General features: G+C 71.0%; 13 protein-coding genes. 5 read left to right on the top strand and 8 right to left on the bottom strand.

The genetic code is table 11. The annotated features are described in order from the left end of the window. The first annotated feature begins 9 nt into the window (after positions 1-9). Both K7640_RS22010 and K7640_RS22005 read left to right on the top strand, forming a co-directional pair. Positions 10-714, top strand: coding sequence for a hypothetical protein (locus K7640_RS22010; RefSeq protein ID WP_222956774.1), 705 nt, complete (start codon positions 10-12; stop codon positions 712-714). Positions 715-733: 19 nt separating this feature from the next. Then, positions 734-1177, top strand: a complete 444-nt coding sequence (locus K7640_RS22005; protein WP_222956773.1) for a DUF4333 domain-containing protein — start codon at positions 734-736, stop codon at positions 1175-1177. Between the two features lie 196 nt (positions 1178-1373). Here the strand turns inward: K7640_RS22005 and K7640_RS22000 are convergent, their stop codons facing one another. Together K7640_RS22000 and K7640_RS21995 are read right to left on the bottom strand one after the other, a co-directional pair. Beyond that, positions 1374-2381: a 1-aminocyclopropane-1-carboxylate deaminase gene (locus tag K7640_RS22000; RefSeq protein ID WP_222956772.1), complete on the bottom strand. Its 1008-nt coding sequence runs from the start codon at positions 2379-2381 to the stop codon at positions 1374-1376. Between the two features lie 278 nt (positions 2382-2659). Further along, complete coding sequence (locus K7640_RS21995; RefSeq protein ID WP_222956771.1) at positions 2660-3313, bottom strand: GntR family transcriptional regulator; 654 nt, start codon at positions 3311-3313, stop codon at positions 2660-2662. Between the two features lie 428 nt (positions 3314-3741). On the opposite strand from K7640_RS21995, the gene K7640_RS21990 reads away from it, so the two are divergent. Both K7640_RS21990 and K7640_RS21985 read left to right on the top strand, forming a co-directional pair. Next, the gene (locus K7640_RS21990; RefSeq protein WP_222956770.1) at positions 3742-4311 is read left to right on the top strand and encodes a sigma-70 family RNA polymerase sigma factor; all 570 of its coding nucleotides are present in this window, start codon (positions 3742-3744) and stop codon (positions 4309-4311) included. 33 nt (positions 4312-4344) lie between these two features. Further along, positions 4345-4635 (top strand): hypothetical protein, encoded by a 291-nt coding sequence (locus K7640_RS21985; protein WP_222956769.1) that lies wholly within the window; start codon positions 4345-4347, stop codon positions 4633-4635. A 71-nt stretch (positions 4636-4706) separates the two neighbouring features. Here K7640_RS21985 and K7640_RS21980 read toward each other — a convergent pair whose 3' ends face one another. The 6 genes from K7640_RS21980 to K7640_RS21955 all read right to left on the bottom strand — a co-directional run bounded on the left by K7640_RS21980 (position 4707) and on the right by K7640_RS21955 (position 10938). Then, a complete protein-coding gene (locus K7640_RS21980; protein WP_222956768.1) occupies positions 4707-5048 on the bottom strand; it encodes a hypothetical protein in 342 nt (113 codons plus the stop codon). Positions 5049-5372: 324 nt separating this feature from the next. Next, complete coding sequence (locus K7640_RS21975; RefSeq protein WP_222956767.1) at positions 5373-6032, bottom strand: trimeric intracellular cation channel family protein; 660 nt, start codon at positions 6030-6032, stop codon at positions 5373-5375. Positions 6033-6126: 94 nt separating this feature from the next. Beyond that, complete coding sequence (locus tag K7640_RS21970) at positions 6127-6831, bottom strand: alpha/beta fold hydrolase (RefSeq protein WP_222956766.1); 705 nt, start codon at positions 6829-6831, stop codon at positions 6127-6129. Next, on the bottom strand, positions 6828-8873 hold the full coding sequence (locus K7640_RS21965) for a BTAD domain-containing putative transcriptional regulator (protein WP_222956765.1): 2046 nt from the start codon (positions 8871-8873) through the stop codon (positions 6828-6830). Before K7640_RS21965 ends, K7640_RS21970 begins: the two co-directional genes overlap by 4 nt. Positions 8874-9291: 418 nt before the next feature. Then, positions 9292-10128 (bottom strand): alpha/beta fold hydrolase, encoded by an 837-nt coding sequence (locus K7640_RS21960; RefSeq protein WP_222956764.1) that lies wholly within the window; start codon positions 10126-10128, stop codon positions 9292-9294. 108 nt (positions 10129-10236) lie between these two features. Continuing rightward, entirely contained in the window at positions 10237-10938 is a 702-nt protein-coding gene (locus K7640_RS21955; protein ID WP_255609718.1) for an alpha/beta fold hydrolase, read from the bottom strand. A gap of 517 nt (positions 10939-11455) precedes the next feature. Between K7640_RS21955 and K7640_RS21950 the strand changes: the two genes are divergently transcribed. Further along, positions 11456-14212 carry an AAA family ATPase gene (locus tag K7640_RS21950; RefSeq protein ID WP_222956763.1) on the top strand — a complete coding sequence of 919 codons (2757 nt, stop codon included), beginning with the start codon at positions 11456-11458 and terminating at the stop codon, positions 14210-14212. The last annotated feature ends 30 nt before the right edge of the window (positions 14213-14242 follow it).

Genomic DNA, 14242 nt, shown 5'->3' with positions numbered 1-14242 from the left:
GGAGCAGAGATGCTTGTGCACAGCCGGATCGCGCGGGCCGCGATCGCACTGGCCGGTGTGGCGGCCCTGGCCGCGTGTGGCGACGAGGTGACCGGGCCGGCGACGCCGGCCACGGTGGCGGCCCGCACGGTGGCGCCGGCGACGCCGGGTCCGACCGCGGAGGCCGGCAGCCCGCCGGAGGTGATCGAGGCCCCGGCGAGCCCGGTCGCGGCCCCGACCGTGGCGAAGACCCAGGGTCGGGTACGGATCTACAGCGGCCCGTCCGACGTCGCGCTCTCCCCCGCGCCGGACACCGGGCGGGGCAGCACCGTCATCGAGCTGAACGGGACCGCGTCCGCCGAGCTCGGCACGTACGTCGCCGACGGGCAGGGCCGGACGCTGTACCGGTTCGACAAGGACACCGCCGAGCCGTCGACGTCGAACTGCGCCGGCGAGTGCGCCGCGACGTGGCCGCCGCTGCTCGTCAGGTCAGCCGGGCAGATCTACCCGAGCGGGATCAACCCGAAGCTGGTCGGCTACGTGGAGCGGGCCGACGGCACCTGCCAGGTGACCATCGCCGGCTGGCCCGTCTACCTGTTCGCCAAGGACACCGAGCCGGGCGACACCTTGGGGCAGGGGGTCGGCGGCACCTGGTTCGCGATCAGCCCGACCGGTGAGCGCACCGGTTCCGGACCCGAGGTGGTCAGCACGCCCAGCCCTGCCGCCGCCCGCTGAGCCCGAAGAGGAGACGACAATGACCACCCCGTACCCGGGAGCCGACGGCGGCTCCCCGACGCCCGCCCCTGGCTGGGCACCGGCACCACCGGCGCAGTGGGGGCCGGATTCCACCGGGGCGAGCCCGCCCGTCGGGCGTCGACGGCGCGTCTCCCGGAAACTCGTGATCGCCGTGGCCGGCCCGGTCGTGGCCGTGGTGGCGCTGGTGCTCGTACTCGGGCTGGCCTGGCCCGGATTCCTCCACCGGAAGGTCTTCGACACGGCGGCGCTCCAGCAGGGCGTGCTGTCGGTGCTGCGCGAGGACTACCAGCTCGACGCGGACCTCGTCGCCTGCCCGCCGGGCCGGTCGGTCACCGTGGGCAGTAGCTTCTCCTGCTCCGCTCAGGTCGCCGGTGCGCCGGCGACCGTCACCGTCACGGTGCTGTCCCGCGACGGCCGGTTCGAGGTCGGTCGTCCGCAGTGACCTCCGGTCCGGTCAGCCGTCCCGGCAGATGGGCCGGCCGTGGCGTCGGCCGCCGGGCCGCGCGCGTGTGCCGCCGCCCATCCGGTGCGACGGCACCCTGCGCGTGTCGTTCACCGCTGCGGCACACGACACATCGGGCGGTCACCGCAGGAACAGGCCCACCGATCGGGACGTGGTTCTCGCGGCCGGCCGGGCGCTACGCGAACACGCCGCTGTAGGCGTTGATGGCCGGCTGGCCGCCGAGGTGGGCGTAGAGCACGTTCGAGTCCCGGGGGATGTCGCCGTCGCGGACGAGGTCGATCAGCCCGGCCATCGACTTCCCCTCGTACACCGGGTCGATGATCATGCCCTCCAGCCGGCCGGTGAGGCGGATGGCGTCCACGGTCGACGGCACCGGGACGCCGTAGCGGTCGCCGGCCCAGCCCGCCAGCACGGTGATCTCGTCGTCGCGCAGGTCACGGCCGAGCCCGATCAGCTCGGCGGTGTTGCGGGCGATCTTGGTCACCTGGGCCCGGGTCTCGTCGATCGTGGCGGAGGCGTCGATGCCGAGCACCCGCCGTGGCCGGTCCTGGCCGGCGAACCCGGCGATCATGCCGGCGTGGGTGCTGCCGGTCACGCTGCACACGATGATCGTGTCGAAGAAGACACCGAGCTCCTGTTCCTGCCGCTGCACCTCGTACGCCCAGTTGGCGAAGCCGAGGCCGCCCAGCGGGTGGTCGGAGGCGCCCGCCGGGATCGCGTACGGCGTGCCGCCGGCGGCGCGGACGTCGTCGAGCGCCTGGTGCCAACTCTGCTTGAAGCCGATGCCGAAACCGTCCCCCACCAGGCGTACGTCCGCGCCCATGATCCGCGACAGCAGGATGTTGCCGACCCGGTCGTTGACCGGGTCCGGCCAGTCCACCCAGCTCTCCTGCACGAGGACGGCCTTGAGGCCGGCCCGCGCGGCGACCGCGGCCACCTGGCGGGTGTGGTTCGACTGGATGCCGCCGATGCTGACCAGCGTGTCGGCGCCCTGCCTCAGCGCGTCCGGCAGCAGGTACTCCAGCTTGCGGGTCTTGTTGCCGCCGAAGGCCAGGCCACTGTTGCAGTCCTCGCGCTTCGCCCAGATCCGGGCGCCGCCGAGGTGGTCACTGAGCCGGTCCAGCGGGTGGATCGGGCTGGGGCCGAACAGCAGCGGGTAGCGCTCGAACGCGTCGAGGGACATGGGTCACTCCTTCGTCGGGGGTGTCCCACGCGAGGGGTGGCGCGCGAGACCGGGAACCGAGCCGGGGCGGGAAGCAAGGGGCCCGCAGCCCAGCATGCAATATATTGCATGTCATGGACGCGAGGCTGTCAAGGAGCAACATGATCGGCGCCCGACCGCGCCGGTTCGCGGGACGCCGTCACCCACGCCCCGACGACGCAACAAGGCCGCAGCACGGCGGCACCCGCCCGCCGCCCCGCCCTCGACGAAAGACGAACCGGCGCCTACTGCGCGGGCGTCTAGAAATCGAACAGGGGATCCAGGCTCAGCCAGTTGTCCCGGGCCGCCACCGCCGCGCGATCCACGTCGCGCGCCTCGCACAACTCGATGATGCGTTCGTGCAGGGCCACCGAGGCGCGCCCGTTCAGTGACGAGAAGCGAAGGCGTTCGAGCCGTCGCAGAATCGGCGTGAACTGCTCCAGCACCGAGCGAATGGCCGAATTGGCGGCGACCGTCACCGCGACGCCGTGGAATTCGTCGTCCGAGGCGATCGCGGCATCGACGTCACCTGCCCGCAGCGCCGCCGCGAACCGCCGGTTGGCCGCCCGCATGGCCTCGATCTCCTCCGCCGACAACTGGGGCACGGCCTGGCGCACGGCCAGCTCGTGCATCGCCGCGGTGACCGACTGCGCCGCCCTCGCGGCCTGCACGTCCAGCGGCGTGACCATGGTGTACCGGCCGGGCTTGGTCTGCACGAGGCCGGCCTCCTCGAGCCGGGCCAGCGCCTCGCGCACCGGGGTGCGGCTCACCCCCAGCCACTGCGCCAGATCCGCGTCGTTGAGCCGCTCCCCCGGCGCCAGAGTGCCGTCGACAATTGCGTCGCGGATCGACCGGTAGGCATTTTCGCGCAGCAGGGCTCGCGGAATCACACCCTGGCGCTCGGGGATCGGCATGCAATATATTCCACACTGCGTGGTAGCGCCTGTCAACGAGGCACATCCCACTCGCGTCGGGTGCGGACCGCCGGGTCGAGCGCCGGACCGGGCCAGCCGGCGGTGAGCCACCTCGGCCTGGTCGAGGTCGTCCAGGATCACCCACCGAGGGCCGCTCGCGACCGGCCCATCAGCCGGCGGCCGGGCGAACACCGGCCAACCGAGTTCGGAGCGCGGAAGGCGACCCCCCTTTTTTTCGCATCGTCACAGCAGCCATCCCATAAAGGCAGGAAGGTCGTCGCATTTACCGATTGCATCGGACGCCACCCCCTACCGACAATCCTCCGCCCATAATTCGTCCACATCGACGTAACTACCAATGAAGTAGATTTTCACCCGCTCCCCCATACGCTTTGCTCCCACCTGCCGGATTGCTACAGGGGCGAGCCATGATCACAACGACCGACGCCATCGGGTCCGACCTTCGTGCGCCCGGTGCGGCTGCCACACACCGTCCGGACCGCCGCGCCGAGGCGCGGCTGCGGGACATTCACCGGAACAACAGCGGCGCGCTGCTCTACTTTTTGCGTGGCCTCGTTTCCCCCGGCGTCGGCCACACCGCCGAGGACCTCCTCCAAGAGACCATGCTGCGTGCCTGGCGGCGACTCGACACGGTGCCGACCGAGCCCGATTCACAGCGGCGCTGGTTGTTCGCGGTGGCCCGCCGGCTGGCGATCGACGCGCACCGCAAGCGGCAGTCGCGGCCCGTGGAGGTGAGCCTTCTCGACATCGAGCCCGCGGCCGGGAGCGAGGCGGCGAACACGGCGATCGCGACGGTGACCATGCAACACACCATCGGTCTACTCAGCGCCGCCCACCGGTCCGTGCTGACGGAGCTGTACGTGAAGGGAAACTCCGTCGATGAGACCGCCGCGCGGCTCGGTGTCCCGGTCGGGACCGTCAAATCCCGCGCGCACTACGCCACGCGGTTCCTGCGCAACGCATTGATCAACAGTTGAGTGCCGCACCACCCACGTCGACCGCAGCGAGAGGTGATCCGAATGACGCAACCGGGAGAACCGGGAACCGACCTCTTCCGACTCCTCCGAGCCCTCGCCGGGCGCCTGCCGGAGGAGCTCGTCGCGGCGCTGGGAAAGCGGCTGGCGGGAAACCACCCGGTCGAGGTCGCGCACGCCATCGTCTTCGCCGCTGTCGCCGGACCGGTACCACTGACCGACAGCGAAGCCGACGTGCTGATCGCCACGCTCACCGCCGCGGGCCAGAACGTCGGGATGGCCAAGGCCGTCACCCGGACACCGGAGGCTGCCCGCAGCCACTGCTGAGCGGGCCGCCGGTTCGCCAGATACGCCGCCCTGACGAGACCGGCGGATCCGCCGAGGGCTCACGACCCCAGTTAGCGGGTGAACATGAACGCGCGGAACGACTGGTACTTCCCGGTTGGGAAGGTGCGGAACGTGCCGAGATTCCACTGGTCCCCGGTGCAGTCCGGGCCGGTGAACGCGCTCACCTGTTCGATGGTGCGCTCGCCGGTGAGTGAGTCCGCGGTCGGTGGCATCGCCGTGCAGCTACCGTCAGGTTCGGCCACGTACAGGACGGATCGAGCGAACGTACCCTCGAAAATGCTCAGTCCCGTTTCCGGAACGTCGACGGCCAGTGCGGGCTGGGCCTGAATTCCCACCATCGCCGCGATACCGGCCACGGTCAGGCCCGCTGCGGTACGGATTCTCCTCTGCATACTGACACCCTCCCCAGTTCTGGTTTCCGTGCGGAACGAATGGTCGGCCGGCGACCCATCTCGGTCCGTTCCGGCCCGCCACAAACAGCGTCATGCGCGCGACTGTCGGAGACAACCACCCGGAGCGGTGACTAGACAGACAGAAATTCAGCGATGTCTGATTGAACGTCGGGATGCCGCATTCGTAGCGGCGGGACGTCAGTTTTCCGCGCCGGGTGGGCCCCGGACCGGACGACCAGGCGCTCAGGCCGCCGCGAGATGGTCGGGAAGCGTCGACAGACGAGGCTGGGCCGTGGGGGCGGTCACCCGTCCGGGCGCCGACGCCTACCCGGTGGGCGTCTTCACGGGCCGCGGGCCCTTCGGGCGTCGCGGGCGTACCGCGCGCTGTTCCGGGAACGTCCAGCGGAAGCGAATCGCGGCCAGCCGGACGGACGTGGTCACGACGACGCAGACGACTCCCGCGATCAGGGTCGGGGTGCCGAATTCGGTGAGCAGGATGAGCGTCCCGGCGCCCGCCCCGGCGGCGACGGCGTAGAGGGTGCCGACCTGGAGGATGGAGATCGGCAGGCCCAGGATGACGTCGCGCAGCATCCCGCCGCCGATGGCACCGATGACTCCCACGACCAGCGCTCCGGCCTCGCCGACGCCGAGGGACAACGCCTTCGAGGCGGCGATCGCGCCGAACAGGCCCATGACGACCGCGTCCAGCACGGTGATCAGCCAGTCCGCCCGCGCGAACGCCGGTTGCAGCGCCATGCCCAGGACCGCCGAGGCGCCGGCCACCAGCAGGTACCAGTTCTTCCAGACCACGACGGGCGGCTGATTGAGCACGATGTCGCGAAGCAGGCTTCCCCCGAGTGACACGGTGAGCCCGATGACGATGACGCCGAGCACGTCGATGCGGCGATGTCGCTCTCCTGCGGCGAACAGGGCGCCCTGAAGGCCGCCGAGTCCTGCGGCGAGGAGTTCGATCCAGAGCGCCACCTGGAAGGTCGTGGACATGCGGTCACACTCCGGGGAGATCGAGGCCGGCTCGCGTGGCGCGTGCGAGCCGGCCCTGGGTCGACAGTGGTCGGTGTCAGCGAGCGCCGGCGGCGCTCTGTGCGGCGGTGACGATCACGTCGGAGATGACGTCGGGCTGGGTCGCGAACAGGGCGTGACTGGCCGAGACGTTGGTGATCTCCGCGTTGATGCGCTTGGCCATGTGCTGCAGCATCGCCTGGTCGAACGCCTTGTCCTCGGTCGCGATGACAGCCCAGCTCGGCTTGTCGCGCCAGGCGGCGTTCTTCACCGGCGTCGAGAACGCCGACATGTTGACGGGCACCTGCGAGTCGCGCAGGAAGGCGGCGTCGGCGTCGCTGGCATCCGCCGCGAACCCGGCCTTGAACTTGTCGGGGTTGAGGTAGCCGTATCCCTCGACCACGTCGATGACGAAGTCCGGCGTCGGGGCGAAACCCTCGTACTGCTGGGCGGAGGTCTCTCCGGCGTCGGGCACCAGCGCCGACACGTAGACCAGCCCGGCGACGTTCGGGTGGACGCCCGCCTCGGTGATGACCGTGCCGCCCCAGGAGTGGCCGACGAGAATCGTCGGACCGTCCTGCCGGTCGAGCACGCGGACGGTGGCCGCGACGTCGTCGTCGAGCGAGGTGAGCGGGTTCTGCACGATGGTGACCCGGTATCCCCGGGATGTCAGGTTGTCGTACACGCCGCGCCAGCCCGAACCGTCGGCGAACGCGCCGTGCACGAGCACGACGTTCTGGATCTCTCGATCGGTAGTGCTCATGGCTTCTTCCTTCCGTCGCCGCGCCGGCCATCCCGGAGCGGGGGTTCCTGGTGAACTGGCGGCATGCCGCCTGCGATATGCAGTATATTGCGTGCAGTGTTTCTCAACAAGCCCTGCTCAGGACGTGTGCGCCTACCCACTCCGGTGCGAATTCCGCCTACCCCGAGCCGGTCGCCCGGGAGTTCCCGGTCCGGCGCCGAGTGGGTCAACCGCCCACCAGTCGAGCGGCGGGTTGTCGCGTACCCGTCGTCGATCCGGCGGTGCACCACCGCCGAGCGGACGTGCCGATCGGCGTTCAGCCAGGCGATGGCCCCGTCGGTACCGACCGGCCGGCCGGTGACCACCACGTCCATCGCCTTGGGCGGGTCCAGCCCAGGTTCGGGGGCCAGCGGCAGACCCGTCGCGTGGGCCGTCTGCCGGTAGTGCTGGACGAGCCGGTGGAGCGCCTGTTCCCTGGCCTCGTCGTCCTCGTGCAGGTGGGCCAACTCTCGGGCGTAGGCCCGGATCAGGTCGTGCGTGGTGAAGCGGCCCGGGCTGTGTTCAGTGATCAACCCGGTCCCGACCAGTTCGGCGGTGAGCAGCCGCACCTCAGGCAGGGGTACCCCGGCGAGACCGGCCATCGCGGGGATCGTGAGGTCCGACCCGGGATGCAGCGACAACAGTCGGAACAGGCGGGCCGCGCGGACGCCGAGCATTCGGTACGACCACGAGAAGATCGCCCGGAGGTCGTCGCCCATGTCGGAGAAGCCGTCCAGGCTGCCCTGGGCGTCCCGCAGCACACCGGCGATGGCGGTCAGCGAGCGATCCGGATGGGCCAGGGCCCGGCCGGCCACCACGGCCAGCGCCAGCGGCAGCCGTCCGCAGCGCTCGGTGATCTCGTCCAGCGCCGTCGGGTCCGCGGCGGTTCGCGCCGCGCCGATGCGGGCGATCAGGAAGCTTCGCGCGTCCTCCGGCGACAGCACGTCGAGCGTCATCAGGTGGGCGCCGTGCGCGGTCGCCAGCCCGGTGAGGCGCCTACGGCTGGTGACCAGCACCAGGCATCCGGGGGCGCCCGGCAGCAGGGACCGCACCTGCTCGACGCTGTGGGCGTTGTCCAGCACGACGAGAACACGGCGGCCGGCCAGGATGCTGCGGTACAGGCCGGACCGGGCGTGCTGGCTGGCGGGCATGTCGGCGTCCGGAACGCCGAGGGCATTGAGGAAGCCCTGCAGGACTTCGGCGGGATGCAGCCGGGACTGGTCGGGGTCGAAGCCCTGGAGATCGACGTAGAGCTGCCCGTCGGGGTACGCGTCGGCCAACTGGTGGGCGAGGTGGATGGCGAGGGACGTCTTCCCGATACCAGGGATCCCGTCGATGGCGAGCACCGGCATCGACACCTGCGACATCACGTGACCGTTGACCAGGCTGAGCGTCCGGCGCCGAGCGTCATCCCGGCCGGTGAAGTACGGAAGATCGGCCGGTAGCTGTGCGGGCAGCACCTCGGTGCGCCACGGCGCCCGCGCGATCCGCATCCGACCCGGGTGCGGGCTCGGGGACGAGGGCTCGACGGTCTCCGGCGTCGCGGGTGCGGTCGCGTTCTGCCGCAGCACCAGCTGATACGCCTCGCGGAGCTCCTCACCCGGATCCACACCCAGCTCGTCGGCGAGCCGGCGTCGGACGTTCCGGAACAGCGCGATGGCCTCGGCCTGCTGGCCGTCGGCGGACAACGCGAGCAGGAGCTGGGCCTGCAGCGCCTCGTCCCACGGGCGATGCTCCGCCATCCGTCGCAGGACGGGAAGGACGGCTCGGGCGCGTTCCAGGCGCAACGCCAGCGTGGTCGCCTCGCGGACCAGGTCGGCACACTCGTGGTCGACGACGCCGAAGGCCAGGTGATCGTTCGCGCCGAGCTCCGAGGCCCCGCCGCAGGGACCACGCCACAGGCCGAGTATCGCCTCATAGGCCGACATCGCCTCAGCGAGCCGTCCGGCGCTCTCGTCCGACCTGGCCCGTTCGGCCAGAGCGCGCAGTCTCAGCAGGTCCAGGTTGTCGGCGTCGACCCGCAACCGGTATCCGGCGGCGTCGCCCAGCAGCCACCGTCCGGCGGATCTCGGCGGTAGACCGGGCTCGAACAGCCGCCGCAGTGCGCCCACGTACCGGTGCACGACGTTCACGGCACTCTGCGGTGGCCGCTGCCCCCACAGCACCTCGACGATGTCGCCGACGCCGACCGGCTGTCCGGAGTTGGCCAGCAGCAGACCCAGGATCAGACGTTGCTGGCGAGGGCCGAGATCCACGTGTGTGCCCTGGCGCCAGACCCGCACCGGCCCGAGCACGCCGAAGCACAGCGGCGTCTGGTGGTGCTTGGTGACGGACATGGTCCCAACCTCCTACGTCCACCGGGAACTGTGGCGAAATCTCTCGATGCCGCCCGGCATGACGGCGGCCGGAGCAGCCGGCATGCCGGGCGTCTGCCTCGATCGGTCAGCGGGTGGTGGCGCGGGCGGCCTCGTCGATCAGATCCGCCACCGCCTTCGGCTCGGAGACCGTCACGGCGTGCGAGGCGTTGATCTCGACGGTGCGCGAATTGGCGCGCTTGGCCATGAAGCGCATCGACTCGGCCGGGATGGCCAGGTCCTGTCGGGTCACCATGAACCACGACCGGATCGACTTCCACGCCGTCTTCGTGGCCGTCTCGTCGAGCGCCGCGCTGGTGATCGGCCGCTGGGTGGCCGCCATCAGGTCGGTCACGTTCCGCGGGACGTCAGCGGCGAACACCTGCCGGAACTGGTCCTGCTTGATGTACAGGTCGGTGCCCGCGCCGGCGCCCGGAATGGACACCGGCACGCTCACCAGCGCCGGGCCCAGCTGCCCGCCCGGGAACTTCGCGGCCAGCCCCGAGGTGCTCTCGCCCTTGTCCGGGGCGAAACTGGCGATGTAGACGAGCGCCTTGACGTCCTTGTCCCCGTCGGCGGCCTCGCTCATCACCGAACCGCCGTAGGAGTGCCCGGCCAGCACGATCGGCCCCTGCACGCTGTCCAGCACGCTGCGCACGTACTCGGCGTCCGAGTGCAGCCCCCGCAGCGGGTTCGCCGCCGCGACCACCGGATAGCCGTCCCGCTTGAGGTCCTTGATCACACCGTTCCAGCTCGACGAGTCGGCGAACGCGCCGTGCACCAGCACCACCGTGGGCTTGGCCCATGGGCGGTGTCCCGGCACCGCCTGGGCGGACCCGGCGACGAGGGCGGCGGTGGCGACACCGGCGACGACGGCCGTCCAGGAGGCCAGCTGTCGGGAAGCACGGAAGAAGGAGAGGTTCATGGGATCGTCCTTTCAGTTCCAGGACGGCCCGACTGACTCGGGTCGTCCATCAGGGATGGTGGGAAATCGGGCGACGATGGGCGTCGCTCGGGGGAACCTGGTGGAGCGTCAGACAGCCGCTGCGGCCCGGAGGATGAGGTCGGCCACCGCCCGTGGCTGCGACGTCGGAAGGGCGTGCGAGGCGCCCGGCACCTCGACCGATTCCCGCGCGTTGGCCCGCTCGGCCATGAAGCGGAACGTCTCGAGCGGGATGGCGAGGTCCCGTTCCGGAGAGATGAACCAGGACGGGACGGTCTTCCACGCCGGCTCGGCGGATCCCTCGGTGAGGGCGTTGGTGTTGAACGGCCGCTGGGTTGCCGCGGCGAGCGCGGCCTGGTCGAACGGCAGGTCGGCGGCGAAGTGCTCGTGGTAGCTCTCCGGACGGACGTAGACGTCGGCGGTGCCGTCGCCGAGGGGCACCTCGTAGAGGTGATCACCAAGGGTGGCCCCCGGGAACTTGCCGGTCAGGTCCGGCACGTTCTCGCCCTTGTCCGGAGCCAGCGCGGCCACGTAGACGAGGGCCTTGACGTTGTCGTTGCCGACGGCCGCGTTGGAGGCGACCGCGCCGCCGTACGAGTGACCGACCAGTACGATCGGACCCTCGATCGTGGCGAGAAGGCTGGACACGGCGGCGGCGTCTCCGGTGAGACTGCGCAGCGGATTCCCGGCCGCGATGGTGCGGTGACCGGCGGCTTGAAGCCGGCTGATGACGCCGTTCCAGCTGGCCGACTCCGCGAAGGCGCCATGGACGAGGACGACTGTGGGTTTCATCTGGGCTTGGCTCCCTGAAGCTCGATGCGACATTGCGGCGGGCCGCTGATGGATCCCAGAGTCGGCTCCGGCGCGGCGTACCGAATCAGTCATTCGCCTGCGGGCGGGCGCGGCCGGGCGCCGGCGACCCGGCAGAGCCTGGCCCGAACTGTCCGGATCACTCGGGCTCCCGGGCCGGCATCAGCAGTCGCGAGCCCACGGCGAACAACGGGGCGGATCGATGTCGGCAGACGACCACGGGTGGCACGATTAGGTCATTCGACAGGTAGCTCCCGAGGGTCGACCGGCACTGTGCTGGGGCGAGTCCGCGGACCCGCCGGGGAGTTCCCCTCCTCTCCTTCGCGGAGAGTCGGTCGAGCTGATCATCGGCGCCACCCTTGACAACCTCCGAGGCCGCCGTGCAACATATTGCATGATGCATCCGTCAGTCGAGACGTAGGCGCTTCCGCCAACCGGCGAACCCTGGCCACCCGCTGGGCGCTTCCGGCTCCGGCCCGACCTGATCGAGGCGGTTGCCATGGAACATCTCTTCGGCCGCGAGACAGAGTTGGCCCGGATCAGCCGATTCCTGCAGTCGGTGCGGGCCGGCGGCGACGTACGAATGGTCCGCGGCGAGCCGGGCATCGGAAAATCGGCGCTGCTGGCCGCCGCGGCGGACCTGGCCGATCGGGACGGCATGCGGGTGCTCCAGGCATCCGGCTCCGAGTTCGAGGCGGACGTCAGCTACTCGATCCTGAACCAGCTGCTGCTGCCGTTGCACGACGAGGTGCAGCGCCTGCCACCCGCCCTGCGAGACGCCCTCACCGTCGCCCTCGGCTTCGGCCCGGGCCCCACCCCCGCGCCGCTGCTGGTCGGCAACGCCGCCCTCATGCTGCTCACCACCGTCGCCAAGAAGACGCCCGTGCTCCTGGTCGTCGACGACGTGCAGTGGGTGGACCGGCCGAGCGCCGTGGTGCTGGGCTTCATCGCGCGGCGGGTGCCGGGCTCGCCGGTCGGCGTCGTGGCGGCCTCGCGCACCGGAACCGAGAGTTTCCTCGACCGCCGCGGCCTCACCGAGGTCACGGTTCAGCCGCTCACCCGGGACGCCGGCGCCCAACTCCTGGACACCCGCTTCCCCACCATGCCGGCACGTGCCCGGCAGCACCTGATCGACCTCGCACAAGGCAACCCGCTCGCCCTTGTCGAACTGCCCGGCACCCTGACCGGCTCCGCCGCGGAATGCGCCGAGCGGTCCCACGTGGTGCCGCTGAGCGAACGACTCCAGGCGGTCTTCGCCCAGCGGATAGCCGGCCTGCCCGAGGCGACGCGGCTGCTGTTGCTGCTCGCCACGTTCGAGGGCAGCGGCGACGTACGGGTGCTGCGCGGCATGGCGAGCCTCGTCGACCTGGCGCCGGCCGAACGGGCCGACCTGGTACGAGTGGACGACGCCACCGGGCAGATCACCTTCCGCCACCCGCTGATCCGATCGGCGATCGTCGCGACGTCCACCCACGAGGAGCGCCGCAACGCCCATCTCGCCGCCGCGGCCGGACTGCCCACGGACCCGGAACGCCGCGCGTGGCATCTGGCCTCGGCCACGGCCGGCCCGGACGAGGCGGTGGCGGCGGAACTCGAGGACGCCGCGCACCGTGTCATGCAGCGTGGAGACGCCCTGGCCGCCATCGCCGCCCTGGTCCGCGCGGCGGAGCTGAGCGCCACCGCGGACGCCCGAGCGCGGCGACTGGCCGAAGCCGCGTACATCGGCGCGGAAGCCGGCGGCGCCGGCGATGCGACCACGTTGCTGGCCGATGCCCAGGCGACCAGCCCGGGCACCGCCGGGTCGCTGCACGCGGCCAACGCGGCCGCCCTGTTGGTGATCAACGGAGACGGCGACGTGCACACCGCCCACCGGCTGCTCGCCGGGGCGATCGAGACGGGCGGGCACGGCTGGCGGGCTGACGACCCGGCGCTGGACGAGGCCATGCACACCCTGCTCCTGCTGTCCTGGTACGCCGGCACGGCCGAGCACTGGGCCGTCTTCCACCGAGCCATGGACCGGCTCGTCCCCGGCCCGCCCGACATCCTCTCGGTGCTCAGCAGGACCTTCGCCGACCCCGTACGCACCGGTGCGGCCGCCCGGTCCGAGCTGGACTCGCTGATCTCCACCCTGGCGCGGGAGGAGGACCTGACGCGGGTCATGCGGATCGGCACCGCCTCGGTCTACCTCGACCGGCTCGGCGACAACCGAGAACACTCATGGCGGCTGATCCGCCAGGGCCGGGACGGAGGTGCGCCGCGCCGGCAACTGGCCGGGCTGATGCACCTCTGCCTCGACGGCTTCCTCACCGGCCGGTGGGACGAGACCGACGAGCTGGCCCACGAAGCCCAGAAGGTCTGCGTCGCCAGCGGCCTCCCCTTCTTGAACTGGTACTTCCTCTACAACCAGGCCATCGTCGCGGCTGGCCGCGGCCGTTGCGACGAGGCGCTCAAGCTGGCCGACGAGATCACCCACTGGGCACTGCCCCGCGGCGTCGCCGGCGCGACGGCCATCGCCCACCATCCCCGAACGCTCGCCGCGGTGGCGGAAGGTGACTTCGAGGCCGCCTACCTGCACGCCACCGCGATAAGCCCCGCCGGCGTCCTCGCACCGTACGTCCCGATCAGCACCTGGGTGATGTTCGACCTGGTCGAGGCAGCACTGCGCACCGGGCGTACGGCCGACGCCCGGGCACACGCCGACGCCATGCGAGCCGCCCGCGTCGCCGAGCTGTCCCCCCGCATGAGGCTGATCCAACACGGCGTCGACGCCCTCGTGCTCGACACCGACGAAGCGGACAATCGACTGGAGGAAACACTCCAGGACGAGCTCTCCGAGCGCTGGCTCTTCGATGCCTCGCGGATCAGACTCGCCTTCGCGGAAAAGTTGCGGCGACGTAAGGACTTCGCCCGCGCCCGGATCCAACTGCTCGCCGCGCGCGCCGGTTTCACCGCCATCGGCGCCGAACCGTGGTTGGCCCGATGCATCGTCGAACTGCGGGCCACCGGATACCGCCCGGTTAGCGCCGAGCCACCGCCGGCCGCCCTGACCGCCCAGGAACTCGAAATCGCCCGGTTGGCCGCCAGCGGCCTCACCAACAGGCAGATCGCCGAGCGCCTCTACCTCTCACACCGGACGGTCGGCGCCCACCTGTACCGGATCTTCCCCAAACTCGGCGTGTCGTCACGCGCCGGGCTCCGCGACGCCCTGTCGGCGCACGGCCCCGGACACCCGGGCCCAGAACCTGCGACGAGGTGAGAAGCGACCGCGTCGCCTGCCGAGTCGATG

This window comes from Micromonospora sp. PLK6-60 (genome assembly GCF_019890675.1).
In the GTDB taxonomy this organism is placed as follows: Bacteria; Actinomycetota; Actinomycetes; order Mycobacteriales; family Micromonosporaceae; genus Micromonospora.
This window is presented reverse-complemented; position numbering and strand designations above follow the sequence as displayed.